The organism is Stenotrophomonas acidaminiphila (assembly GCF_014109845.1).
In the GTDB taxonomy this organism is placed as follows: Bacteria; Pseudomonadota; Gammaproteobacteria; order Xanthomonadales; family Xanthomonadaceae; genus Stenotrophomonas; species Stenotrophomonas acidaminiphila.
Genome location: NZ_CP043567.1, coordinates 3,543,274 through 3,567,070, shown reverse-complemented (window position 1 = coordinate 3,567,070; position 23,797 = coordinate 3,543,274). Strand labels below are relative to the sequence as shown.

The 23,797-nt window shown below is 66.2% G+C and carries 20 protein-coding genes, 1 tRNA gene and 2 pseudogenes; 11 read left to right on the top strand and 12 right to left on the bottom strand.

From position 1 onward, the window contains the following. Positions 1–14: 14 nt before the first annotated feature. The 4 genes from F0P95_RS16265 to thiS all read right to left on the bottom strand — a co-directional run bounded on the left by F0P95_RS16265 (position 15) and on the right by thiS (position 3,758). Entirely contained in the window at positions 15–1,862 is a 1,848-nt protein-coding gene (locus tag F0P95_RS16265; protein WP_182335098.1) for an SLC13 family permease, read from the bottom strand. A gap of 25 nt (positions 1,863–1,887) precedes the next feature. Then, a complete protein-coding gene (gene trmB, locus F0P95_RS16260; RefSeq protein ID WP_182335097.1) occupies positions 1,888–2,622 on the bottom strand; it encodes a tRNA (guanosine(46)-N7)-methyltransferase TrmB in 735 nt (244 codons plus the stop codon). Then, the gene (locus F0P95_RS16255; protein ID WP_182335096.1) at positions 2,622–3,416 is read right to left on the bottom strand and encodes a thiazole synthase; all 795 of its coding nucleotides are present in this window, start codon (positions 3,414–3,416) and stop codon (positions 2,622–2,624) included. The genes trmB and F0P95_RS16255 overlap by 1 nt, the downstream gene beginning before the upstream one ends. Positions 3,417–3,557: 141 nt before the next feature. Beyond that, the gene (gene thiS, locus F0P95_RS16250) at positions 3,558–3,758 is read right to left on the bottom strand and encodes a sulfur carrier protein ThiS (protein ID WP_182335095.1); all 201 of its coding nucleotides are present in this window, start codon (positions 3,756–3,758) and stop codon (positions 3,558–3,560) included. 138 nt (positions 3,759–3,896) lie between these two features. Between thiS and F0P95_RS16245 the strand changes: the two genes are divergently transcribed. The 6 genes from F0P95_RS16245 to F0P95_RS16220 all read left to right on the top strand — a co-directional run bounded on the left by F0P95_RS16245 (position 3,897) and on the right by F0P95_RS16220 (position 9,753). Then, positions 3,897–5,738, top strand: a complete 1,842-nt coding sequence (locus tag F0P95_RS16245; RefSeq protein WP_182335094.1) for an autotransporter outer membrane beta-barrel domain-containing protein — start codon at positions 3,897–3,899, stop codon at positions 5,736–5,738. Positions 5,739–5,869: 131 nt separating this feature from the next. After that, a tRNA-Gly gene (locus F0P95_RS16240) sits at positions 5,870–5,943 on the top strand. A 79-nt stretch (positions 5,944–6,022) separates the two neighbouring features. Next, entirely contained in the window at positions 6,023–6,898 is an 876-nt protein-coding gene (rimK, locus tag F0P95_RS16235) for a 30S ribosomal protein S6--L-glutamate ligase (RefSeq protein ID WP_182335093.1), read from the top strand. Between the two features lie 210 nt (positions 6,899–7,108). Further along, positions 7,109–7,579 (top strand): hypothetical protein, encoded by a 471-nt coding sequence (locus F0P95_RS16230; RefSeq protein ID WP_182335092.1) that lies wholly within the window; start codon positions 7,109–7,111, stop codon positions 7,577–7,579. A gap of 166 nt (positions 7,580–7,745) precedes the next feature. After that, complete coding sequence (locus F0P95_RS16225) at positions 7,746–8,423, top strand: response regulator transcription factor (RefSeq protein ID WP_054667261.1); 678 nt, start codon at positions 7,746–7,748, stop codon at positions 8,421–8,423. Next, complete coding sequence (locus tag F0P95_RS16220; protein WP_182335091.1) at positions 8,416–9,753, top strand: sensor histidine kinase; 1,338 nt, start codon at positions 8,416–8,418, stop codon at positions 9,751–9,753. The genes F0P95_RS16225 and F0P95_RS16220 overlap by 8 nt, the downstream gene beginning before the upstream one ends. A gap of 35 nt (positions 9,754–9,788) precedes the next feature. Here F0P95_RS16220 and coaE read toward each other — a convergent pair whose 3' ends face one another. Genes coaE through F0P95_RS16205 form a run of 3 tightly spaced genes read right to left on the bottom strand, consistent with a single transcriptional unit; the run spans position 9,789 to position 12,589 of the window. Further along, positions 9,789–10,412, bottom strand: a complete 624-nt coding sequence (gene coaE, locus F0P95_RS16215; RefSeq protein WP_182335090.1) for a dephospho-CoA kinase — start codon at positions 10,410–10,412, stop codon at positions 9,789–9,791. Between the two features lie 46 nt (positions 10,413–10,458). After that, the gene (locus F0P95_RS16210) at positions 10,459–11,322 is read right to left on the bottom strand and encodes a prepilin peptidase (RefSeq protein ID WP_182335089.1); all 864 of its coding nucleotides are present in this window, start codon (positions 11,320–11,322) and stop codon (positions 10,459–10,461) included. Positions 11,323–11,329: 7 nt separating this feature from the next. Continuing rightward, on the bottom strand, positions 11,330–12,589 hold the full coding sequence (locus F0P95_RS16205) for a type II secretion system F family protein (protein WP_182335088.1): 1,260 nt from the start codon (positions 12,587–12,589) through the stop codon (positions 11,330–11,332). Between the two features lie 439 nt (positions 12,590–13,028). Between F0P95_RS16205 and F0P95_RS17385 the strand changes: the two are divergent. The 3 genes and pseudogenes from F0P95_RS17385 to F0P95_RS16190 all read left to right on the top strand — a co-directional run. Further along, positions 13,029–13,137: pseudogene (locus F0P95_RS17385) on the top strand (prepilin-type N-terminal cleavage/methylation domain-containing protein); the annotation flags it as partial. A gap of 386 nt (positions 13,138–13,523) precedes the next feature. After that, a pseudogene (locus tag F0P95_RS17740) lies at positions 13,524–13,632 on the top strand (prepilin-type N-terminal cleavage/methylation domain-containing protein); the annotation flags it as partial. Between the two features lie 327 nt (positions 13,633–13,959). Continuing rightward, positions 13,960–15,837: a hypothetical protein gene (locus tag F0P95_RS16190; protein ID WP_182335085.1), complete on the top strand. Its 1,878-nt coding sequence runs from the start codon at positions 13,960–13,962 to the stop codon at positions 15,835–15,837. A 93-nt stretch (positions 15,838–15,930) separates the two neighbouring features. On the opposite strand, the gene F0P95_RS16185 is transcribed toward F0P95_RS16190, so the two are convergent. The 5 genes from F0P95_RS16185 to F0P95_RS16165 are packed head-to-tail and all read right to left on the bottom strand — an operon-like array spanning position 15,931 to position 20,569. Further along, positions 15,931–17,100 (bottom strand): glycosyltransferase, encoded by a 1,170-nt coding sequence (locus F0P95_RS16185; RefSeq protein ID WP_182335084.1) that lies wholly within the window; start codon positions 17,098–17,100, stop codon positions 15,931–15,933. After that, on the bottom strand, positions 17,093–17,941 hold the full coding sequence (locus tag F0P95_RS16180; protein ID WP_182335083.1) for a class I SAM-dependent methyltransferase: 849 nt from the start codon (positions 17,939–17,941) through the stop codon (positions 17,093–17,095). Before F0P95_RS16180 ends, F0P95_RS16185 begins: the two co-directional genes overlap by 8 nt. Continuing rightward, positions 17,938–18,879 carry a lysylphosphatidylglycerol synthase domain-containing protein gene (locus F0P95_RS16175; protein ID WP_182335082.1) on the bottom strand — a complete coding sequence of 314 codons (942 nt, stop codon included), beginning with the start codon at positions 18,877–18,879 and terminating at the stop codon, positions 17,938–17,940. The genes F0P95_RS16180 and F0P95_RS16175 overlap by 4 nt, the downstream gene beginning before the upstream one ends. Then, entirely contained in the window at positions 18,876–19,655 is a 780-nt protein-coding gene (locus F0P95_RS16170; protein ID WP_182335081.1) for a class I SAM-dependent methyltransferase, read from the bottom strand. The genes F0P95_RS16175 and F0P95_RS16170 overlap by 4 nt, the downstream gene beginning before the upstream one ends. Positions 19,656–19,711: 56 nt before the next feature. Continuing rightward, the gene (locus tag F0P95_RS16165) at positions 19,712–20,569 is read right to left on the bottom strand and encodes a glycosyltransferase family 2 protein (RefSeq protein ID WP_182335080.1); all 858 of its coding nucleotides are present in this window, start codon (positions 20,567–20,569) and stop codon (positions 19,712–19,714) included. A 138-nt stretch (positions 20,570–20,707) separates the two neighbouring features. Here F0P95_RS16165 and galE point away from each other — a divergent pair, with 138 nt between their 5' ends. Beyond that, positions 20,708–21,682 carry a UDP-glucose 4-epimerase GalE gene (galE, locus tag F0P95_RS16160; protein ID WP_182335079.1) on the top strand — a complete coding sequence of 325 codons (975 nt, stop codon included), beginning with the start codon at positions 20,708–20,710 and terminating at the stop codon, positions 21,680–21,682. Positions 21,683–21,898: 216 nt separating this feature from the next. After that, on the top strand, positions 21,899–23,629 hold the full coding sequence (pilB, locus tag F0P95_RS16155; protein ID WP_182335078.1) for a type IV-A pilus assembly ATPase PilB: 1,731 nt from the start codon (positions 21,899–21,901) through the stop codon (positions 23,627–23,629). Positions 23,630–23,797 lie beyond the last annotated feature (168 nt).

Genomic DNA, 23,797 nt, shown 5'->3' with positions numbered 1-23,797 from the left:
GTGCGGCGCGGCGCTCAGAACATCAGGTTGACCATCACCACCACCACCAGCGTGTAGATCAGCGACAGCGGGCCGCCGACGCGCCACATCTCGCGCGGGGTGTACTTGGCCGGGCCCATCACCATCGAGATCACCGGGTTGGAGGCGGTCATCAGGTTGTTGGAGGCCGACAGCGCCACGATCAGCGCGAACGCGGTGGGGTTGCCGCCGGCGGCCAGCGCCAGGTTGACCGCGATCGGCACGGTGACGATGGTGGCGCCGACATGGCTGATCACCAGCGAGAACGCGGTGGTCAGCACCGCCAGCGCCAGTTCCAGCACCCAGATCGGGATGCCGGCCGGCAGCTTGTCGATGGTGTGGCCGGCGACCCAGGCCGCCGCGCCGCTGGAATCCATGGCCCAGCCCAGCGGGATCAGCCCGGCCATCATGAAGATGGTCTTCCAGTTGATCGAGGCATAGGCCTCGTCCATGCGCAGCACGCCGGTGAGCAGCATGCCGGCCACCCCGGTGAGCAGGGTCAGCGCCACCGGCAGGTGCGAGGTCAGCGCGATGATGATGGTGATGGCGAAGATCGCCATGGCGATCTTGAACTTGTGCGGGCGCTGTTCGCCCTTGGGGTAGTCGGTGACCACCACGAAGTCGCGGCTCTCGGCGGCGGCGGCCAGGTCCTGCCATATGCTGTGGAATACCAGCATGTCGCCGGCGCGCAGCGCCACGTTGCGCACGTCCTCGCGGATCACCTGCTTGTCGCGGTTGATCGCCAGCAGGCTGATGCCGCGCTCCTTGCGCAGCCGCAGCTGGCCGGCGGTCTTGCCGATCAGCTTCGAGGTCGGCGGGACCACCGCCTCGGAGATGCCGGCGCGACTGGGGTTGAACAGGTCGCCGAGGGTGCGCAGGCGCGAGGACATGCGCAGGAACTGGTTCTGCGCGAAGTCGGATACCGGCTGGCGCGGGCCCATCGCGCCGATCACGCTGCCGACCCAGATGCGCATGTCCGCCGGCGGCGCCAGGCGGGTGTCGTTGCCGGTCTTCAGCGCCAGCAGCAGCGGCGCCTCGAACAGGCTCTCGACCTCGCCCACGGTCATCCCGACCAGCGGGCTCTCGGCGGTCACCGTCAGCTCGAACACCTCGCCCTCGATGCCGTAGGCCTTGGCGAAGTAGCTTTCGGTGCGCGCCGGAGTCTGGCCATCGCCCTCCTCGGCGCCTTCGCGGGACAGCTTGCGGTCGCCGAAGAAGCGGAAATACAGCAGCGAGGCGACCAGCAGCGCGATGCCGATCGGCAACGGCGCGAACATCCGCAGCGGCTCGATGGTGGCAGTGCCGGAGGGCAGGTTGTTGTTGGCCGAGATCAGCAGGTCGTTGAGCAGGATCAGTGGCGAGTTGCCGACCATGGTCAGGCCGCCGCCCATCACGATGGCGGCGGTGATCGGCAGCAGCAGCCGCTTGAGGGTGAGCCCGGTATGCGAGGCCAGCCGCGAGGCCACCGGCAGGTACAGCGCCATCACCGACGGGTTCTGCATGAACGACGAATTGAGCCCGGCGGTGGCGCTGGTCAGCAGCAGCAGGCGCTGCTCCAGCCCGTGCGAGCGCCGCAGCAGCCAGCCGGCCAGCCGGTTCAGCGCGCCGGTGCGGTCCAGCCCGGCGCCGAGGATGGTGGTGGCGATGATGCTCATCACCGCGTTGCCGGAGAAGCCGCCGAAGATCTCCTCCGGTGCGATCAGGCCGGTGACGCCCAGCACCACCATCACCACCAGCGCCACCACGTCGGCGCGGATGCGCTCGAACAGGAACATCGCCATCGTGAAGCCGACCAGCCCGAGGACGAGCTTCATGTCGGTCGTCAGCGTGAGGGCGGTATCCATGCGTGGGCGGTTCCTTCAGTCCCGGTCAGGTGCGGTCGTAGAGCAGGTCCCAGACGCCGTGGCCGAGTTTCTGGCCGCGGGTCTCGAAATGGGTCTGTGGGCGCCAGTCCGGGCGCGCCACGCTGCCGCGCGGGCCGGCGCGGTTGGTCAGGCCTGCGGTGGCGTCGAGCACGTCCCACATCTGTTCGGCGTAGTCGGCCCAGTCGGTGGCGCAGTGCAGCAGCCCCCCGGGGCGCAGCTTGCGCACCAGCAGCGCGGCGAACGCCGGCTGCACCAGGCGCCGCTTGTTGTGGCGCTTCTTGTGCCACGGGTCGGGGAAATAGATGCGTACCTCGTCCAGCGCGCCGTCTGCGATCTCCTTCTCCAGCACTTCCACCGCGTCGTGGTGGTAGAGCTTGACATTGCCGGCGTCGTCGTCGGCCAGCGCGTTGAGCAGGCGGCCCACGCCCGGGGCATGCACCTCGATGCCGATGTAATCCTTGGAGGGGTCGAACCGCGCGGCATGGCGCAGCGCGGCGCCGTTGCCGAAGCCGATCTCCAGCACCTTGGGCGCAGTGCGGCCGAAGGTGGCGTCGAGATCGCGCGGCTGGCCGCTGAAGTCGATGCCGAAACGCGGCCAGCGCTCGTCGAACGCGCGCTGCTGGGCCGGGGTGAAGCGGCCCTGGCGCAGCACGAAGCTGCGGATCTCGCGGCGGCCTTCGGTGGCGGTGAAGGGCTTGGGCGGCGCCTTGGCGCCGGCGCTGTCGAAGGGATTGGTCATCAGCCGATCAACCCGTCCACCGGCGAGGATGCGCTGGCGTAGCGCTTGCGCGGGATGCGCCCGGCCAGGAAGGCTTCGCGGCCGGCCTCGACCGCCTTGCGCATGGCGCTGGCCATCAGCACCGGGTTGCGCGCGCCGGCGATGGCGGTGTTCATCAGCACGCCGTCGCAGCCCAGCTCCATGGCGATGGCGGCGTCCGAGGCGGTGCCGACGCCGGCGTCGACGATGATCGGCACCCTGGCGTTCTCGATGATCTCGATCAGGTTGTACCGGTTCTGGATGCCCAGGCCCGAACCGATCGGCGCGGCCAGCGGCATCACCGCGACGCAGCCGATTTCCTCCAGGCGCTTGCACAGGATCGGGTCGTCGGAGGTGTAGACCATCACCTCGAAACCGTCCTTGACCAGCTGCTCGGCGGCCTTGAGGGTCTGCACCACGTCCGGGTACAGGGTCTTCTGGTCGCCCAGCACCTCGAGCTTGGTCAGATTGTGGCCATCGAGCAGTTCGCGTGCCAGGCGGCAGGTGCGCACCGCGTCCTCGGCGGTATAGCAGCCGGCGGTGTTGGGCAGGATGGTGTAGCGGTCCGGCGGCAGCACGTCGAGCAGGTTCGGCTCGCCCGGGTTCTGGCCGATGTTGGTGCGGCGGATGGCGACGGTGACGATCTGGGCGCCGGCGGCCGCGGTGGCCAGGCGGGTTTCTTCCAGATCCTTGAACTTGCCGGTCCCGGTCAGGAGCCGGGACGCATAACTCTTGCCGGCGATGACCAGCGGATCGGTGGGGACGTGTGCGTTCATGGGGCGATTATCGCCCATCGCGCCAGGCGCCGCCCCGTTTTCAGGTGGCGCCATCCCGCGCAGCGGTGGCATCGGTGCTTTCCGGGCGGTGTCGGCACAGGCCTCGCGAGCATGGTTGCCGGTGGCCATGCCCGGCGCCGGTCAGCCGCCGCCCAGTGCGTGCACGATCTCGACCACGTCGCCCTCGTGCAGTTGCCACTGGCCGTGCCGGCTCCGGGAAACGATTTCGCCGTTGACCTCCACCGCGACGCGGCGTTCGGCCAGGCCTTCGGCGGCCAGCAGGGCGGCCAGGGTCAGCGGCGACGGGAGCTGGCGGGTTTCGCCATTGAGCTGGATATCCATGCCGTCATTCTCGCCAGCACGGCCGCAAAAGCCCAGCCCATGCGGCAGTGCAGCGTGAGCCTGCCGTGGTGCGGTGAAAAACTAGTTCCATGCGGCAGCGTACGCTGTCGTCTTCCTCGTCCGTGCAGGAGTCTCCCCATGCGTGCCACTTCCCGTCCACTGCGCACCGCGCTCGCCCTGGCGCTGGTCGCCGCCGCCGTTCCGGCGATGGCGCAGTCCCCGTTCTCGAGGACCGTGTTCTTCGGCGACAGCCTGACCGATACCGGCTACTTCCGTCCCATCCTGGTGCAGGTCAATCCCGGCGCCTCGGCCGCCGGCCGCTTCACCACCAACCCCGGCTGGGTCTGGTCCGACTACCTGGCCAACTACTACGGCACCAATGCCCAGCCCAACGGCAACGGCCAGGTGGGCGACAACTACGCTGCCGGCGGTGCGCGCGTGGATGTGGATGTCGGCAATCCGCTGAGCCCGCTGCTGCCGCCGATTCCGTCGCTCAAGAGCCAGCTCAACAGCTACCTGGCGGCCAATGGCGGTCGCGCCGATGCCAATGCGCTCTACACCGTGTGGGGCGGCGCCAACGACGTGTTCGCGGTGGCCGGCGGCGCACCGGCGCAGGCCACCATCGGCGCGGCGGTCGCCAGCCAGGTGGGCATGGTCGCCACGCTCAAGGCGGCCGGCGCCCAGTACGTGATGGTGCCCAGCCTGCCCGACATCGGCCTGACCCCGGCCTCGCGCGCCGGTGGCCCGGTGGCGATGGCGCAGGGCACCGCGCTGGCCAAGGCCTACAACGACGCGCTGTTCGGGGGGTTGAAGCAGGCCGGCCTGCAGGTCATCCCGATCGACACCTTCGGCATCCTGCAGGAGATCGTCGCCAACCCGGGGGCATACGGCTTCAGCAACGTGTCCGGCACCGCGTGCCAGCCGCAGGTCACCGCCCAGTCGCTGACCTGCACCCCGCTGAACTACGTCACCCCCAACGCCGCCGATACCTATGTATTCGCCGATGGCGTGCACCCGACCACGGCTGCACACCAGATCCTCGGGCAGTATTCGATTTCGGTGCTCGAGGGCCCGCGCCTGCAGCAGGTGCTGACCCATTCGGCGCAGACCACCGGTCGTGCCCGTGCCGCCCAGGTGGGCGGCCATCTCGCGGGCCGTCCGGCCGACGGCATGAGCTGGTGGGGCAACGTGCGCGGCGACATGCAGCGCTACGACCATGCCAACCTGTACGACGGCATGGCGCCGGCCGGCCTGTTCGGCATCGACTGGGCGCGCGACGGCATGGTGGTCGGCGGCTTCGCCGGCTACGGCCGCATGGACGCGGACTTCGGCAACAGCATGGGCGATTTCACCCAGTCCGATACCACCCTGGGCGTGTTTGCCGGCTGGTATGGCGACCGCGCCTGGGTCAACGGGCAGGCCAGCTACAGCTGGCTGGGCTATGACGTGACCCGCAAGGTGCAGCTGGGCCCGGCCACCCGCGAGCACAAGGGGTCGCCCGACGGCAGCAACCTGGCCGTCGCGCTCGATGCCGGCTATGAGTTCGGCCCGCAGGGCGGCTTCCGCCACGGCCCGGTGGCCGGGGTGGTGTGGCAGAAGGTCAAGCTGGACGGCTACCTGGAGAGCAACCCCAGCGCCACCGCGCTGGGCTATGCCGACCAGAACGTGGATTCCACCGTCGGCCGCATCGGCTGGCAGGCGCGTTTCGACGGCGGCAGCGTCCGCCCCTACGTGCAGGTCACCTACGACCATGAGTTCGAGGATGGCGGCAAGCAGGCCAGCGCCTGGCTGCAGACCATGGCCGACGTCGGTGCCTACAAGGTTCCGGGGCTGCAGTTCGACCGCAACTACGCCACCGCGGTGCTGGGCGCGCGGATGGACCTGTGGGGGCTGCAGAGCAATATCGGCGTGAGCACCACCGCGGGCCAGAAATCGGCACGCGACGCCACGCTGTTCGCCACGTTCAGCGGCGGATTCTGAGCCCGCTGCTGCGGGTTGCAGGGCGGCGCCGCGTCCCGGCGTCGCCCCTGTCCCGGACCGGCATCGGGCCTGCGCGCTGCAGATTGGCATTGCGCGGCAGGCCCCGGTCCACATAGACTGCGCATCGCCGCGCGGGTGTAGCTCAATGGTAGAGCAGAAGCTTCCCAAGCTTACGACGAGGGTTCGATTCCCTTCACCCGCTCCATCTTCCAGGTGCCGCACAGGCACCGAGGCGGCAGCCCAGGGCAGGGCGTGATGTCCCGGCCTGTCTTCCAGGCCCTGCGATGAAGCTCGCCATCCTCTCCCGCAACAGCAAGCTGTACTCGACCCGCCGTCTGGTCGAAGCGGCGCGCGCGCGCGGCCACACCGTGCGCATCCTCGACCCGCTGCGCTGCTACATGCGCATCAACGCGGGCGATTTCAGCATGCACTACAAGGGCCGGCCGCTGGCCGGCTTCGACGCGGTGATCCCGCGCATCGGCGCTTCCATCACCCGCTATGGCACCGCGGTGCTGCGCCAGTTCGAGATGATGGGCACGCGCACGCCCAATCCGTCCGACGCGATCCTGCGCGCGCGCGACAAGCTGCGCGCGCACCAGGTGCTGGCTGCCAAAGGCATCGACATGCCGGTGACGGTATTCGGCGACAACCCGGACGATACCCATGACCTGCTGTCCATGCTGGGGCCGCCGCCGCACGTGGTGAAGCTCAGCGAGGGCACCCAGGGCCGCGGGGTGATTCTCACCGAGAAGCTCAGTGCGTCCAAGGGCACGGTGGAGGCGCTGCGCGGGCTGTACGCCAACTTCCTGGTGCAGGAATTCATCGCCGAGGCCGAGGGCGCCGACCTGCGCTGCCTGGTCGTGGGCGACCAGGTGGTCGCGACCATGCGCCGGCAGGCCCAGGACGGCGATTTCCGCTCGAACCTGCATGCCGGCGGCAGCGCCGGCCCGGTGGTCTGCAGCCGGGCCGAGCAGCAGGTCGCGGTGCGTTCGGCCAAGGCCCTGGGGCTGGGCATCGCCGGGGTGGACATGATCCGCTCCCGGCGCGGGCCGCTGGTGCTCGAGGTGAACTCCACCCCCGGCCTGGAGGGCATCGAGAGCGTCTCCGGTGGCGATGTCGCCGGGCGGATGATCGACTATGTGGTCAATCTCAGGCGCTGAGCCCGGATTCCGAATTGCTTGCACGGTTTTAACGGGTCTTTAATTCCCCGGGTCCTACGCTTTCCCCACTGTGGCCAGCCTTCCTCAGCGGGTCCGGTGATCGGGAATCTTCAGGCCCTGGCGGTGTTCGCCGGGGCCTTGTTTTTTTCACTTGTTGCTGCCGATGAGGCAGGCTACAGTCGAGCGAATGACCAGACAGGAGGTTGAGGTATGAAACGGACGTTGCTTTTTGCCGCATTGATCGCGTTCCCGGTGATGTCAGCGATCGCTGCACCTGTGGCGGAAAAGCCGTTGATGGAAGGCAAGCCGTACGCCGAACAGCGCCTGCGCATCATGAATGATCTGCAGGGCGGCGAGGTCTACAGTGAAATCAGCGCGGAGAACCGCATGCGCGTGGTTGACGCGCTTGGCCGCATCGATGCGTTGCTGGGGAAAGGGGGGCACGCCAGTCTTCCGGACAAGGACAAGATCGAGGTCTTCAATGACCAGGACCTGGTCAATACCCTGCTGACCCAGGCGCGCGAGGACAGTCGCCTTGTCTGTCGCCGCGAACGCCCGGTCGGCAGCAACCGGCCACAGAACATCTGCATCACGGTCGCGGCCCGTCGACAGGCCCGCGAAAACGGGGCCGATACCCTGCGCGACCTGCGGATTTCGACGCAGAAGGTCGAAAACCCGTGACGTCCGGTCTGTCTTCTCCGGCAGCTTGAGTGCCGGACCACGGTGGAAGGCGTGGCTGGTGCCGGCGTGCGAGCGCCACGTCTTCCCCGTGTGTTGAACGGTTTTAATGAAGCCGGAGTCACGAGCCGGGTATGCTCTGCTCTTCGGTACATGACAGAGGTTCCCAGTGCGCATTCTCGTAATCGAAGACAACAGCGACATCGCGGCCAACCTGGGGGACTACCTTGAAGACCGCGGGCATACCGTGGATTTCGCGGCCGACGGCGTGACCGGCCTGCACCTGGCGGTCGTGCACGATTTCGATGCGATCGTGCTCGACCTGAACCTGCCGGGCATGGACGGCATCGAGGTCTGCCGCAAGCTGCGCAACGACGCGCGCAAGCAGACCCCGGTGCTGATGCTCACCGCGCGCGATTCGCTGGACAACAAGCTGGCCGGGTTCGACTCCGGTGCCGACGACTACCTGATCAAGCCGTTCGCGCTGCAGGAAGTCGAGGTGCGGCTCAACGCGCTGTCGCGTCGCGGCAAGGGCGGGCACACCCGCGTGCTGGAAACCGGTGACCTGGAGTACAACCTGGACACGCTGGAGGTTCGCCGGCAGGGCAAGCTGCTGCAGCTCAATCCGACCGCGCTGAAGATCCTGCAGGCGCTGATGGAGGCCTCGCCGGCGGTGGTCACCCGCCAGGAGCTGGAAACCCGGGTGTGGGGCGAGGAACTGCCCGATTCGGACTCCCTGCGCGTGCACATCCACGGCCTGCGCGCGGTGGTGGACAAGCCGTTCAACGCGCCCATGATCCAGACCCGCCATGGTATTGGATACCGGATCGCCGCACCCGATGCCTGAAAACGCCTCGCCGGCGGTCGTCCGCAAGCAGGGGCGGTATCGACGGCGCCTGCGCAGCCGCATCATCGTCTCGTTCGTGCTGCTGGGCTTCTGCCTGACGGCGCTGTTCGCATTCGCCACCAACTGGGCGCGGACCCGGGTGGAGAACCAGCTTGTCGAAGAGGTGATGAACCGGAACATCGACGAGTACGCCAAGCGATATTCGCTCGACCCCAGCCGGAACTCGACCTGGCCGGTGAAGCAGATGTATGCAAGGGCGGTGAAGCCTGACAAGTTCGAGGCGCTGCGGACTGAAGAGCCTGACTGGTATGAATTCAAGGATGGCATCCATAATCTCTCCGGGGTTGATGAGGGAGGTCTTCCGTTTTCTTACAAGTTGGCTGTGCGTAAAACGCCGCAAGCGTGGTTCTTCCTTGCTTATGACATGACCGACAGTATTCGCGGTGAGCAGCAGCTCAAGCGCGCCCTGTTCTTGTCGGTAGTCGTCTTCAGTGTTTTGTCCTGGATTCTGGGCTGGTGGTCGGCTTCGCGAGTGATGCGGCCGGTATCGGATCTGGCCAGGCGGCTGCGGGCCTATCGTGGGGGCAGCGCGCAGCCTGAACCGCTGGCGCTGCATTTCCCGGACGATGAGGTCGGTCAGCTCGCCGAGGCGCTGGACGACTATTCCGCGCGCCTGACCGAAGTGGTGCAGCGCGACCGCGAGTTCAACGCGGACGTGAGCCATGAACTGCGCACGCCGCTGGCGGTGATCCGTGGCGCGACCGAGCTGCTGCTCGCGCGCCCGGGCCTGGACGAGAAGATGCTGCAGCGCCTGCAGCGCATCCAGCGTGCCGAGCAGCAGTGCAGCGACCTGATCGGCTCGCTGCTGCTGCTGTCGCGCAACGAACGCGGGCAGGGCAGCAGCAACGTCGCCAAGGTCGCCGAACAGCTGCTCGAGGCGCACCGGGCACAGCTCGGCGGCAAGCCGCTGGAACTGGTGCTGGAAGGCGGCCGGGACCTGGTGATCGACGCGCCGGAAGCGGCGCTGTCGGTGGCGCTGGGCAACCTGATCGGCAATGCCGTGAAGTACACCCAGGAAGGCCAGGTCCGGGTGCGGGTGCTGGACGACGCGGTCGAAGTGATCGACACCGGCCCGGGGTTGAGCGAGAAGGATGCGGCGAGCCTGTTCCAGCGCGGTTACCGGGGTACCCATGCAGGCCATTCGCAGGGCGGCGGCATCGGCCTGTCCATCGTCAGCCGGCTGTGCGCGCTCTATGGCTGGCAGGTCAGCATCCGGCCGGGTGCCGAACGTGGCGTGGTTGGCAGGCTGACGTTCGCCCCCGCGGACTGAGCGCGCGGGCAGCCATCGCGCCGTGCCGTGCCGCGTCAGGGCGGCGGGTTTCCGGCAGCCAGGTGCCGGTACAGGCGATCCAGTGCTTCCACCTGCGGCTGCAGGTGTTCGGGGTGTCCGTCGTTGACGATCACGTCGTCGGCCAGCGCCAGCCGCTGCGCGCGGCTGGCCTGGGCCTGGATCATGCGTGTCGCCAGGGCGGCGTCGATGCTGTCGCGCTGGCGCAGGCGGGCGTGGCGCACCGTTTCGGCGGCGTCGACCACCACGATCCGGTCCAGCCAGGGATAGGTGGCCCGGCCACCGGCTTCGGCCAGCAACGGCACCGCGGCGATGGCATAGGGGCTTTCCGCGGCCTGGCAGGCCTCCCGCACGCGGGCGCGGATGGCCGGGTGGGTGATGGCTTCCAGTGCCCGGCGTTCCTCGTCGTTGCCGAATACATGCCCGCGCAGGCGCGCCCGGTCGAGCGTGCCGTCGGCCAGCAGCATCGCGGTGCCGAAGCGGTGGCCGATCTGTTCCAGTGCAGGGCTGCCCGGTGCCACCACTTCACGCGCGGCAAGGTCCGCGTCGGCCACCACAATGCCGAGTGCCTCGAAGCGCCGCGTGACCTCGCTTTTGCCCGAGGCGATGCCGCCGGTAAGCCCGACGATGAACCTGCTCATGGGCGGCGGCCCGTGTCCATGGGGTGGCCGGGGCCGCCGGCCGTGGTCACGCCAGGCCGGCCCACTGCCGGTAGGCGGCGACCATCGGATCGCCCCACATGAAGACCAGCCAGCCGGCGATGGCCAGGTAGGGACCGAACGGGATGGGCGTGGCGCGGTCGCGTCCGCGCGCGTACAGCCAGACCGAGCCGACGATGGCGCCCACCAGCGAGGACAGCAGGATGATCGGCAGGATGCCCTTCAGGCCGCACCAGGCGCCCAGCGCCGCCAGCAGCTTGAAATCGCCGTGGCCCATGCCCTCCTTGCCGGTGATCTGCTTGAACAGCCACCACACCGTCCACAGCGACAGGTAGCCCACCGCGGCACCGATCAGCGCAGGTTTGGTGGGCATGTACAGGTTGTCCATGCTGCCGATCAGGCCCAGCCACATCAGCGGCAGGGTCAGCTGGTCGGGCAGCAGCTGGGTGCGCAGGTCGATGCCGGACAGTGCGATCAGGAAACAGGTCAGTACGATCGCGCCGAAACCCTGCCAACCGAAGCCGAACTGCCACACGCTGGCCAGCACCAGCACGGCGGTCAGCAGTTCCACCAGCGGATACTGGATGGAGATCGGCGCCTGGCAATGGCGGCAGCGCCCGCGTTGCAGCAACCAGCTGAACAGCGGGATGTTCTCGTACCAGCTCAGCTTGTGCTTGCAGTGCGGGCAATGCGAGGGCTCCACCACCACGCCCGGCGGCGGCGGTTCGTAGATGTCCGGCTCGTCGAGGATCTCGCGCGCATCGCGCTTCCACTGCCACTCCATGCGCCGGGGCAGGCGCAGGATCACCACGTTAAGGAAGCTGCCGATCAGCAACCCCAGTCCCGCAGCGGCCGGGTAGCCGATGCCGGGATGCTGGTCGAGAAATGCCATGGGTCAATTATCCAACGACGGAAGCGAGCTTGAAGATCGGTAGGTACATGCCGACAACCATGCTGCCGACCACGACGCCGATGAACACCATGATTATCGGTTCGATCAGGCTGCTCAAGGCATCCACGGCATTGTTCACTTCCTGTTCGAAGTACTCGGCCACCTTGAACAGCATGGTGTCCAGCGCGCCGGCTTCCTCGCCGATGGCGGTCATCTGTACCACCATGTGCGGGAACAGGTTCACCTGTTTCATGGCCATGTTCACCGGATAGCCCACCGCCACGTCGTCGCGCATGTGCAGGACGGCATCCTCATAGGTCTTGTTGCCGGTGGCGCCGGCCACGATCCCCAGGGCTTCAACCAGCGGCACGCCGGCCTTGAAGGTCACTGCCGTGGTGCGGGCGAAGCGGGCAATCGAGCTGTTGTGCATGATCTGGCCGATCACCGGCACCTTCAGGATCAGCCGATCCATCGCGTACTGCATCTTCGGGCTGCGCTTGTAGGCGAAGATGGAACCGCCCACGCCCACGACCGACGCCAGCAGTATCAGCCACCACCAACTGACCATGAAGCGGGATGCCGCCACGATCATCTGGGTGAATACCGGCAGTTCCGTGCCGAAGCTCTTGAAGATGTCCTCGAACTGCGGCACGACCCACATCAGCAGCACCGAGCTGACCAGGAGTGCGACGACGATGACCATCGCCGGGTAGAACAGCGCCTTCTTGATCTTGCCTTTCAGCGACTCCAGGTTTTCCTGGTAGTTGGCGATGGTTTCCAGCACGGTCTCCAGCACGCCGGCGCCTTCGCCGGCCCGCACCAGGTTGCGGTACAGCTCGTCGAACTGAACCGGGTGCTTGCTGATGGCCTCGTACAGCGAGGAGCCGCCCTCCAGATCGGCGCGGACCTGCCCCACCAGCTTGGCCATGCGCGGGTTTCTATGGCCGCTGCCGATGATCTCCAGCGCGCTCACGATGGGCACGCCAGACTTCATCATGGTCGCCATCTGGCGGCTGAAGAAGGCGATGTCGCGGGCCTTGATGGGCTTGCCGGCGGCGCCGAACAATGGTTTGGGCTTGGGTTTGACCACCGATGGGGTGATGCCCAGCTTGCGCAGCTCGGCACGCAGCAGGTTGGCATTGCGGGCTTCCTGTTCGCCCTTCATCTTCACGCCGCGTTTGTCGGTCCCCTCCCAGACAAACGGCTGCATCAGGCTGGTGCTGCGATCCACGGGCGGTTTGTTCACTGCGCTGCGGGTAGCGGACATCGTTCTTCTCCCCGTCCGGCCACTCCCCGGGCCAGACAACTTCCGCATGGTAGCCGGTCCGCCGTAGGACGGCATCCATGGCGGCGACAAGCGTGGCGGTCATCACGTTCCGGTGGGATGGGCGGATGCCCCGGGTCTCCGGTGCTGCGGTGGGGCCGGGCGGGCCCTTCCATGCCCGGCCCGGGGGCAGGGGGGAGGGGGAGCCGCCGGGGGGTACGAGCTGGCAATAGAGTGTCGCGATGTGACGCAATGCGTCACCTTGGCGGTTTCATCTCAGAATCGACAGGCCGCGCTTCCCTTCTGCCGGAAGGCTGCCCATCATGCGTTCCGGGGATATGGCAGGCGTCGGGCTGCTGGCACACGACTTGCTGTTCAACCCGCACGGGGTGGGCGACGGCCCTCCCGGTGCTCACAATCCAAACCTCTAGGGGATGTACAGATGAAGAAGATGCAGAAGGGCTTCACCCTGATCGAACTGATGATCGTCGTCGCGATCATCGCCATCCTGGCTGCCATCGCGCTGCCGGCCTACAACAACTACCGCGTGAACTCGGCCGACGGCGCCTGCCAGGCCGAAGCCAAGGCCTACATGAACTCGGCCGTTGCCGCTCTCATGTCCAGCATGACGGTCAATCCTCCGAAGGCGAAGGCCTGCACCTCGCCGACCGCTGCGCTGGCCAGCATCACTGGTACCACCACCTTCGTCCCGAAGGGTCCGGGTAACAAGAACACCACCTGCAACAACGACACGGCCACCTGTGGCAAGCCGGGTGCGGGCGCTCCGTAATCACCGCGGAGTCGTGCCGTCCACAAAAAGCCCCTCTCAAGAGGGGCTTTTTGCTGACTACCCGTCCTGATACGTGAGGGGGTGCCTATGGCACACCAATTGCTTGGAAAGATGAGAAGGGGAGGGGTCCCCGGGGAATCGAGTGCCATGAATCGAAACGCGCACGGCTTTACTTTGGTCGAGCTGATGATCGTGGTCGCGATCATCGCCATCCTGGCGGCTATCGCCCTGCCTGCTTACAACAACTATCGGATCAAGTCGGCAGAAGGGGCCTGCCAGGCGGAAATGAAGAACTACGCCAATTTCGCCATCACCGCGATCTACAACAGTGTCACCATCCCGTCACCGCCACGTCGGGCATGCCCCACCGCGGATACGGCCGTCGATCTCAATACGCCGATTACCGGTACGCCCAAGTCGCCGGGTGTGGCAACGACGACCTGCGACATGCACACGGCGAACTGCGTGCTCTGATCGAGCGTTGTGCACCGTCGGCAGGCAGGGCGTGGAGCATGAAGGCAGTACGGAAGATCATCCAATCGGTGATACTTGAAGCCTTGGCACCTTCCTTTTTCCTTGCCGCATGACGCGATCACACTACAGATTCCTGCTGTACAGCCTGGTTTGCGCCGCGTTCGCGTCGCTGCTGTTCCTGCCGGGATTGCCGGGCGATTTCGTATTCGACGACCACATCAACATCATCGGCAACACCGGCATCGAGCTGCAGTCCCTGTCGCCTGCCGCCCTGGGCGAAACGCTGTTCAGCACGCAGTACGGGGGTATTACCCGGGTCATCCCCACGCTGACATTCGCGATCGATTACTACAGGGGGGGAGGGCTGGATCCGGCCACGTTCAAGTCCACCAATATCGCCATACACGCGCTTACGGCGCTGGTGCTGGCGGTGTTCCTGCGCGACCTGCTGTTGGCTGTCGGCCAGCGCCCCACCCGCGCCCGCTGGATCGCGCTTGCGATGGCGGTCGCATGGGCGGCGCATCCACTGCAGGTGTCTTCCGTACTCTATGTCGTGCAGCGCATGCAGACCCTTGCGACGCTGTTCATCGTGTTGTCGTTGTGGAGTTATCTCAGGGCTCGCCAGGCGCAGATCGAAGGCCGGAGCGGTCGCACCGGCTGGATGTTGACCGCGCTGCTCTGGATGCTGGCATTGGGCTGCAAGGAAGATGCCATCCTGCTTCCCGCGTATACGCTGGCGATGGAGCTGACCGTATTGCGTTTCGGGGCCGCGGACCAGGCGTTTGCCCGTAGATTGCGCTATGGCTACCTGTTCGCGGTCGTGGCTGGAGCCGTCGCGTTCTTGCTGGTGGTCGTTCCCCACTACTGGTCCTGGGATACCCACCACAACCGGAATTTCTCCAGCTACGAGCGCCTGTTGACGCAGGGGCGCGTGCTCTGCCTGTATCTCTGGGAGATCGTGCTCCCGCTGCCGTCGCATATGCCGTTCTACTACGACTGGCTGCAACCGTCGCGCGGCCTCCTGCAGCCCTGGACCACGATTCCGGCATGGCTGTTGATCGCTGCCCTGCTGGTGGCTGCCTGGAGGCTCCGTGTCCGCCATCCGCTGCTGGCGTTCGGGATCTTCCTGTTTTTTTCCGGGCACTTCGTCACCAGCAATGTTGTTGCCCTGGAGTTGGCGTTCGAGCATCGCAACCACCTGCCGTTGCTCGGGGCTGTGCTCGCAATCGGAAGTCTGTTGATCCTCCTTGTGGACCGATTCCAGTTCCGGCCGGTGCTTTCGGCCAGTGTCGTGGTCCTGATGTTGATGGCCCTTTCCTGGGCCACGCTCATCCGTGCCGGCTGGTGGAGCAGTGATCTGGCCCTGGCCCAGGCAAGCACGCGACTTGCCCCGACTTCCACGCGCGCATGGAACCAGCTCTGCGTCGCCTATTTCAATCTCGGTGGAGGCGACAGGCCGGACAATCCCTATCTGGACAAGGCCATCTCCGCATGCAGCAAGGGCGCGGACGTCAGTACCGATTCGATCAAGACCCTGACCAACATCATCGCGATGAAGGCTATTCAGGGCACCTTGTCCGCCGCCGACTGGGATCGCTACCTGCAGCGGCTCCGGCACGTCACCATGACGCCGGAGAACGCGTCTTCGATCTGGGTCATTCTCAACAAGGCGCGTGACGGTGCGTCGATGGATTCGGAGCGGGTCCTGGAGGCCATCGAAATCGTCAGCAAGCGCAGATCCCTCAAGCCGGTCGAGTCCGCTGCCATGGGATACTTCATCCTGGGGCATACGCAGCAGCCCGACAGGGCCTATCCGCATTTCGCCCACGCCGTGCGGAAGGCGAGGGATCCGGCTTTCACGCAAGGGCTTGTCGCGGAGATGCGCAAAGAGGGGCATGCCGACTGGGCGGACAGGCTGGAAGCTCTGACTCCGGATCCGGACGACGGAAGCGCGCCCCGTCAAATGCCCGAAAGCCGTAAGGAATAGAAGCTGGGCGGCGGGTGGCCTTGAGGTCGGGGTCGTGATCTCTTTCGTAGTGTCTGGGGCCCTGGATGAAGTGCACCCTGGCCGGGCGCGACGCTATCTGCTATCGCCGGACTGTCTGCCAGGTCCGGCAAGCAGCCGTTCCCAGTGCGCCGCCAATGCGGTGGTTGACAGATAGCGCTCGAAATAGTCGCGCGACTGGCGTTCCAGCCGGATGCGCCTCTCCGGATCCCGTGCAAGCAGGGTGATCGCCTCGGCCAGCGCGTCCGGCGTCGCGTCGCATGTCATGGCCGGGATCGGTGGGCAGCCACCGGGGGTGCTGTAGGCGTGCTGGGTGATGATCGCCTTGCCCGCGGCCATTGCCATGTAGAGCTTGAACGGCAATACGCGCGCGGCCTTGCCGTCGCCACCGAAGGCGCCCAGACAGATATCGGCGCCTGCCAGGTGCGCGGCGATGACGTCGGCGGGCTGCCATCCCCGCAGCCAGCTCACGGCGGGGTTGTCCCGCAGCCAGCGGGACGCTTCATCGGCCTGCTGTCCATCGCCGATCAGGGTGAACTCGAGGGAGTCCTGCCCGCGCAGCTTGTCGATGGCTTGTGCGATGGTCGTGGTGCCCTGGAGCGGCACGAACGTGCCGATAAATACGACGCGGTTCCCGTGGCCGCCGCGACGCCCGCTGTCACGCCCTGGCAGCAGTGCCTCATCCAGTGCCAATGGGAAGGCGTGGATACGTTCGAGCGGAACGCCGAACAACCGGTGGATATGGCGCGCGTTGGCCTGCGTGTCGACGATGACATGGGTTGCCGCCCCCAGTGCGCGAACCTCGGCCCGGAGCAGCAAGCGTGAGAGCCATCCGCCGGCCGCGCCCATGCCGCGGTCCTGGAAGAGCGAGTCCCAGAGGGTGATGTACGCATCGCAGACGCATTGCGGACGCCAGCGACGCGGCAGCCAGGAGAGGAGCCAGAGCAAAAAAATACTCGGATAGGGAATATACGCCACGTCCCCCGTACGACTTTCCAGCAGCAGGCGGATGGCCGAGAACGCATTGGCTGAGAGTAGCCGGACAAGAAATGCAAATGACCTGTGGGGTGGATCTTTGGTGATCTTCCAGAGATGAGTATCCTCCGGAAGCCAGCTGCCGCACTCGATTACATCGATCTGCTGCGTGTGGTGCATCATGCGCAGCGTGTTGATTGCGTTGGGGTAGCCGCTGCCACGTAAGCCGACGCCGGCAACAAGGATACGAGCGATGGCTTCTTCAGCCATGCATCGTGCCTTCGCGACTGCGTTCAGCCACGAGGATCAGGTTCATCGAATGGGGTGGATCAGTGCTGATGATGAAGTCGGTTTCATCGAAGCCATAGCTTGCCGGCGCAGTATGCGTATTCACGGGGCTGTTGCGCTTTACCTTGCCGATGACGGCATGTGTGAAGTCGAGCGCGGCACGTCGTACTGATTCAGGAATGAAGAACAGGGTGATGGGAAGTGTCAGCCATTTGATGCGGGTGTAGCGCTCAATCTCCGTTGCGGCTATTGCCCACGGCGCCCCCATGCGCAACTCGCTTTTCAGCTGGAAATGCCGACTCACCTTGCGGGCGAGTTGCGCCATTCCATACTCGCGCAGATGCCAGCGGTTCCAGGGCTTCTGCCATGGAAGCAGGCGGTTCCTGCGATCGGGCGTTATCAGGACAAGGGTGCCGCCTGGCTTAAGCAGACGATGTGCTTCGCGCAGGTAGGCGTCGTCATCGTTGACGTGTTCGATCACCTGGAAGGAGAGGACGACGTCGAATGATCCAGCAGCGAACGGTAGTGGAGACTGCGGGTCAATCTGCAGGAAGTGCAGATTCTCGTTTTGATACCGCGCCTTGGCATACAGCACGGCGTCAGCTGCGACATCAACGCCGTATGCTTCCTGTGCAAGTCCCGAAATGCGGAGGGTTCCGTACCCTGACCCGCAGCCGAAATCCAGCACTTTTTTTCCTTTGCAGAGCGCCTCTGCAAAGGCGTAACTGGCCGCATGCATGGCGTAGATAGTGTACGTGCCAAGCGATTGCATGTAGGCATCTTCCAGCACGCGTTCGCCGGTAGGTTCCAAGTCGATTTTCATGAAGGGGTGGCGGGCTTCTGAGTTGGCGGGCTGGGAAGAAGCGTGGCAACGAGGAAGCTGAGCAGGTCGCCACACATGCTGGTGACGCGGGCCAGCAGGACCAGTTGCACGATCTGGTGGCTGTTGCCATGACCGACCAGGATCAGCGTCATTATGCCCTCGCGTGCGCCCAGTCCGGCCGGTGTGCCGGGTGCAAGAAAACCGAGTATCCACGACAACGCAAAGGCGGCGGTTGCCAGTGGATAGTCGATGCTATCTGCCAGGCCCAGGGCAACGGCAAGCAGCCAGACGCCGAGGCCGATCATCAGATAGTTGCAGATGTAGGCGGCCAGGGCCAGCAGCGTCGCAGACGGGCCGGGCAGGCCACCGATGATCCGCAGGGCGCGGGCGGCCAGGCCAGCGCCATCAAAGGGAGGCAGCCTGATGCATAAGAGAAGCGTCACGCCAATACTGCCTCCCAGCAGCGCCAACAGCAGCCAGCGGTACTCGCCCAGATTGGCGGCGGCGGGAGTGATGGACAGCAGCAGGACGCCGACGATGATGCTGGCGGCCGAGGCGAGCAGGGTTTCTTGGAGCACACTCGCGACGTATGCCTGCAAGGGGATGCCTCGCTTGAATGCGAGCGCTGCCCGGCCCGCATGCTGTGCGATGTTGCCGGGGATGTACTTGGCCAGTTGCGCAATGCTGATGAGCCGCGTGAGCGCGCCGGCGGGATTGGGCTGGCGCTGCTGCAGCAGTAACTGGCGCCAGGCGAAGCCCGTTGCCGGGTAGATCGTCATGTAGCAGAGCGTGGCCACGAATACAGCGAGCAGGGTGCCGGGCTGCTTGAGCGTCGCCGCCAGCAGCCGCGGATCCAGGTTTCGCCAGGCAAACCAGAAGAAATAGGCCATCAGGCCCATTGCGATGATCAGCCCGGCCATGCGCCAGAGTTGCTTCATCTGTTGCTGGCCAGCAACAGATAGCCGCTGCCCCAGTCGGTATTGCGGGTGATGGTCTGGATCGCGAAGGCGGTAGATAGCAGCGCCTTGCCGGGTGCTGATGCAATCATCCTGCTGAACTTTGCGTAATTGCGGCGGTCAACGCCGCTGGAGGCCGAGGCTTGTTCCTTGCTCCTTTCGCCGCGCTGTCGGATGAGCTCGCGATAGACACGGTTTCCGGCCCATTCGGTCGCATTCGCGAGAGGGAAGCCGTAGCACTCGAAATGCTCGATCTGCAGGCCATGCGATTGAACAAGCTCCCGTATGTCCTGGCGGTCGTAGCGACGCCAATGCCCGGCCCAGGCGTCACCTTCGCCCCAGCGGTGGCGATGCGCAGGTACCGAAAGAACGAGTTTCCCGCCGGGTGCCAACCATCGTTGCCATTGATCGACAGCGGTATGGTCGTCCTCAATGTGCTCAAGCACATCGAAGGCGCAGACCAGGTCGAAGCGACCATCCCAGTCCGCTTGTGGAGTCGGGTGGATGGGGTACGGGTGCGGGCACGATCGGGTGATCCGCCCGGCCACAATGCGCGCTTCATCGGAGGTTTCCAGGCCTTGGACGGAAAACCCGATGCGATTCAGGTCGTAGAGCAGTGCGCCGGCACCGCAACCGATCTCCAGTAGTTTCTTTCCGGTGGGAATGGCACGTAGGGCGGACAGGATCCGGGCCCGGCGCAGAAGATAGCGGATGGGCGGCGTCCAGCCCGCTTCAGGCATGACGACGCCGGTAGTCATGGAGTAATACGGGCTCGACATTGGAAATGTGCCAGTTACATGCGGATGGACCGGAATCAGTTGTCACGCCGGTAGGTGAGATTGGTGATCTGCTCGGAGATCAACCCGATCAGGAAGATGATGACCGCTGCGCTGAACAGCAGCGTGCTCATGTTGGTCAGCCGGTGCATCGTGGCGAAGGTATAACCGTAATACCCGAGCCCGGTAAGGAAAAAACAGGCGGCGATCGGCGCGAACAGCTTCAGCGGCGAATACAGCGTCGCGATCTTGAAGATGATCAACAGGAAGCGGATGCCGTCCTTGATCGGGCGGATATGGCTGCTGGTACCCACGCGCCGTGCGACCGGTATCGGGACATAGGCCACCGGGTAGGCACTGCGGAAGAACGCCATGGTGCTGGTGGTGGGGTAGCTGAAGCCGTTCGGCAGCAGGTGCAGGAACTCGCGGAAGCGCTCGGCCCTCACGGCGCGGAAGCCGGAGGTGAGATCGTCGATGCGATGGCCGGTCATGTGGCTGGCGAGGCGGTTGTAGAAGCCGTTGGCGAGGCCGCGATGCAGGTTGGCCTGGCCGCTGCGGTCGCGCGCGCCGACCACCATGTCGTAGCCTTCTTCCAGCTTGGACAGCAGGGCGCCGATGTGCTCGGCACTGTGCTGGCCATCGGCGTCCATGAACACGAGGATATCGCCGGTGGCGGTGCGTGCGCCGCGCTTGATCGCCGCGCCATTGCCCATGGAGTACGGGTGGCTGACCACCAGGGCGCCGTGGCCGGCCGCAATGGCGGCGGTAGCGTCGCTGGAGCCGTCGTCGACGACGATGATTTCCGCCCGTGGCCAGGCCTGGCGCAGTGCCGGAAGGGTGCGCTGCAGCCCCTCGGCCTCGTTCTTGGCCGGCAGTATGATGCTCAGTCGCTGCACGTTCTGTACCTGTCGTTCTCCCCGGTGGACATGGTAGCGGGAACCTGCGGCCGTGGGATGGAGCGGGTTCTCATTCCTTGCGCGGGGGCATCGGAATAGAATTGCGCCATTGCCGTTGCCATCCACCCGGGGTGCCCGTTGAAAGCTCTTGTCTGCGGCGGCGCCGGCTACATAGGCAGCCACATGGCGCGGTTGCTGGCGGCGCATGGCCACCAGGTGGTGGTGCTGGACGACCTGTCCACCGGGCACGCGCAGGCGGTGCAGTGGGGGCGGCTGGTCCAGGCCGACGTGCTGCACCCCCCCTCGCTGGAGGCCGCGTTCGCCGGGCAGCGGTTCGACGCGGTGTTCCATTTCTGCGCGCGCTCGCTGGTCGCCGAGTCGATGGCCCAGCCCTACGACTACTACGCCAGCAACGTGGTGGGCACGCTCAACCTGCTCGAAGCGATGCGCAGGCACGGGGTGCGGCGGCTGGTGTTCTCCTCGAGCGCGTCGGTGTACGGGCAACCGGCCACCGGCATGGTCGACGAGGCCCACCCGACGCAGCCGACCAATCCCTATGGCGCCAGCAAGCTGATGGTCGAGCGCATCCTGGCCGACGCGGCCACTGCCTACGGGCTGGACTCGGTCGCGCTGCGGTACTTCAACGCGGCCGGCGCGACAGCCGATGCGTGCATCGGCGAGTCGCATGCCTGTGAGACCCACCTGATCCCCAACGTGCTGCGCGCGGTGCTCGGCGACGGGCCGGGGTTGAGGGTGTTCGGCGGCGACTATCCCACGCCCGACGGCACCTGCATCCGCGACTACGTGCATGTCGAGGATCTGGCGCAGGCGCACCTGCTGGCGCTGGATTACCTGGCCGCCCATCCGGGCGCCCACGCGTTCAATCTCGGCAACGGGCGCGGCTTTTCCGTGCGCGAGGTCATCGCCGCCGCATCCGCGGTGACCGGCCGCACGGTGCCCTGGGACATGGCGCCGCGCCGCGCCGGCGACCCCCCCATGCTGGTCGCCTCAAGCCAGCGGGCGAAGGCCGGGCTGGGCTGGTCGCCGGCATGGACCGGGTTGGAGGCCATCATCGAAAGTGCCTGGCGCTGGCATCGCGCGCAACCCTGGTAGGGGCGCGGCGCAGACACCGGCAGGCAGGCCCCCGGCACCGGGGGACGGCTGCCCGCACCGGCTGCTCCAGCCCGGCGCCCTGCGGGCAATGATCGGCAGGGTGGCGGCGGCCGGTGGCCGGACGATCGAGGGGCCGGCCATGCCGGTGGAGGGCCACTGGCAGGCGGGGAAGCCACGGGTACAATCGCCCAACTGTCGTCCGTGCCGGGGAACACCATGAATACAGCCGTTGCCGCCAATCTCGTGGGCATCACCGGGATCGCCCGCCGCCTGGTGCAGGACGGTGCGCTGGACGAGACCGCGGCGCGCAACGCGATGGCGCAGGCGGCGACGGCCAAGGTGCCGCTGGCGCAGTGGCTGGCCGAGAAGAAGCTGGTCAACGCCGCGCAGCTGGCCGCGGCCAATGCCGTCGAGTTCGGCATGCCGCTGCTGGATGCCTCGGTGTTCGACGCCAACCACAACGCGATGAAGCTGGTCAGCGAGGAGCTGCTGCGCAAGCACAACGTGCTGCCGCTGTTCAGGCGCGGCGGCAAGCTGTTCATCGGCACCAGCAACCCGACCCAGTCGCTGGACGAGATCAAGTTCCACACCAACCTGGTGGTCGAGCCGATCCTGGTCGACGAGGACCAGATCCGGCGCACGCTCGACCTGTGGGTGGCGAGCAACGAAAGCCTGACCGGCGGACTGGGCGACGACGAGGAGGGCATGGGCGACCTGGACGTCGCCGCCGGTGACGAGGACATGGGGGGCGGCGGCGATACCGGCATCGATGCCAAGGGCGACGACACCCCGGTGGTCAAGTTCGTCAACAAGGTACTGGTGGACGCGATCCGCCGCGGCGCCTCGGACATCCACTTCGAGCCCTACGAAGACGACTACCGGGTGCGGTTCCGCATCGACGGCCTGCTCAAGACGGTGGCCAGGGCGCCGGTGAAGCTGCGCGAGCGCATCGCCGCACGCCTGAAGGTGATGTCGCAGCTGGACATAGCCGAGAAGCGGGTGCCGCAGGACGGCCGCATCAAGCTCAACCTGTCCAAGACCAAGCAGATCGACTTCCGCGTGAGCACGCTGCCGACGCTGTTCGGCGAAAAGATCGTGCTGCGTATCCTCGATGGCAGCGCGGCCAAGCTCGGCATCGACAAGCTGGGTTACGAGCCGGTGCAGCAGAAGCTGTTCCTGGATGCCATCCACAAGCCCTATGGCATGGTGCTGGTGACCGGCCCCACCGGTTCGGGCAAGACCGTGTCGCTGTATACCGCGCTGGGCATCCTCAACGACGAGACGCGCAATATCTCCACCGCCGAGGACCCGGTCGAAATCCGCCTGCCGGGCGTGAACCAGGTGCAGCAGAACAACAAGCGCGGCATGACCTTCGCCGCGGCGCTGCGCTCGTTCCTGCGCCAGGATCCGGACGTGATCATGGTCGGCGAAATCCGTGACCTGGAGACCGCGGAAATCGCCATCAAGGCGGCGCAGACCGGCCATATGGTGCTGTCCACCCTGCACACCAACGATGCGCCGCAGACCATCGCGCGCCTGATGAACATGGGCATCGCCCCGTACAACATCACCTCCTCGGTCACCCTGGTCATCGCCCAGCGCCTGGCGCGGCGCCTGTGCTCCAACTGCAAGAAGCCGGCGCACCTGCCGGACAATGCGCTGCTGGCCGAGGGTTTCACCCAGGCGCAGATCGACAACGGCATCCAGCTCTACGAGCCGGTCGGCTGCGAGGAGTGCACCGAGGGTTACAAGGGGCGTACCGGCATCTACCAGGTGATGCCGATGACGGACGAGATCGCCACGATCGTGCTGCAGGGCGGCAATGCGCTGGACATCGCCGAGGCCGCGCAGAAGATCGGGGTCAACGACCTGCGCCAGTCGGCCCTGCTCAAGGCCGCGCAGGGCATCACCAGCCTGACCGAGATCAACCGCGTCACCAAGGACTGACCGCCCCTCCCGCGGCGTCCCGCGCCCTCCCCGCCCCGCGTGCCGGGGGAGGGTGCCTGGCATGGGCGGGCGGCCCTTTCCGGGGGGCGTCTTGCCGGGTCCGGCCGGGCCTGTCCCGGGACAACCGCCGCGGTCCTGGCGACGGGGGCCCGGAAGCCCGCCAGGCCG

Bases quoted from the DNA above. Each gene is read 5' to 3' on its own strand.
- coaE (WP_182335090.1), bottom strand. From the start codon at position 10,412: ATGAGCAGGTTCATCGTCGGGCTTACCGGCGGCATCGCCTCGGGCAAA.
- F0P95_RS16190 (WP_182335085.1), top strand. From the start codon at position 13,960: ATGACGCGATCACACTACAGATTCCTGCTGTACAGCCTGGTTTGCGCC.
- trmB (WP_182335097.1), bottom strand. From the start codon at position 2,622: ATGACCAATCCCTTCGACAGCGCCGGCGCCAAGGCGCCGCCCAAGCCC.
- F0P95_RS16265 (WP_182335098.1), bottom strand. From the start codon at position 1,862: ATGGATACCGCCCTCACGCTGACGACCGACATGAAGCTCGTCCTCGGG.
- rimK (WP_182335093.1), top strand. From the start codon at position 6,023: ATGAAGCTCGCCATCCTCTCCCGCAACAGCAAGCTGTACTCGACCCGC.
- F0P95_RS16255 (WP_182335096.1), bottom strand. From the start codon at position 3,416: ATGAACGCACACGTCCCCACCGATCCGCTGGTCATCGCCGGCAAGAGT.
- F0P95_RS16170 (WP_182335081.1), bottom strand. From the start codon at position 19,655: ATGACTACCGGCGTCGTCATGCCTGAAGCGGGCTGGACGCCGCCCATC.
- F0P95_RS16230 (WP_182335092.1), top strand. From the start codon at position 7,109: ATGAAACGGACGTTGCTTTTTGCCGCATTGATCGCGTTCCCGGTGATG.
- F0P95_RS16220 (WP_182335091.1), top strand. From the start codon at position 8,416: ATGCCTGAAAACGCCTCGCCGGCGGTCGTCCGCAAGCAGGGGCGGTAT.
- F0P95_RS16175 (WP_182335082.1), bottom strand. From the start codon at position 18,879: ATGAAGCAACTCTGGCGCATGGCCGGGCTGATCATCGCAATGGGCCTG.
- F0P95_RS16205 (WP_182335088.1), bottom strand. From the start codon at position 12,589: ATGTCCGCTACCCGCAGCGCAGTGAACAAACCGCCCGTGGATCGCAGC.
- F0P95_RS16180 (WP_182335083.1), bottom strand. From the start codon at position 17,941: ATGAAAATCGACTTGGAACCTACCGGCGAACGCGTGCTGGAAGATGCC.
- F0P95_RS16185 (WP_182335084.1), bottom strand. From the start codon at position 17,100: ATGGCTGAAGAAGCCATCGCTCGTATCCTTGTTGCCGGCGTCGGCTTA.
- F0P95_RS16210 (WP_182335089.1), bottom strand. From the start codon at position 11,322: ATGGCATTTCTCGACCAGCATCCCGGCATCGGCTACCCGGCCGCTGCG.
- thiS (WP_182335095.1), bottom strand. From the start codon at position 3,758: ATGGATATCCAGCTCAATGGCGAAACCCGCCAGCTCCCGTCGCCGCTG.
- F0P95_RS16245 (WP_182335094.1), top strand. From the start codon at position 3,897: ATGCGTGCCACTTCCCGTCCACTGCGCACCGCGCTCGCCCTGGCGCTG.
- pilB (WP_182335078.1), top strand. From the start codon at position 21,899: ATGAATACAGCCGTTGCCGCCAATCTCGTGGGCATCACCGGGATCGCC.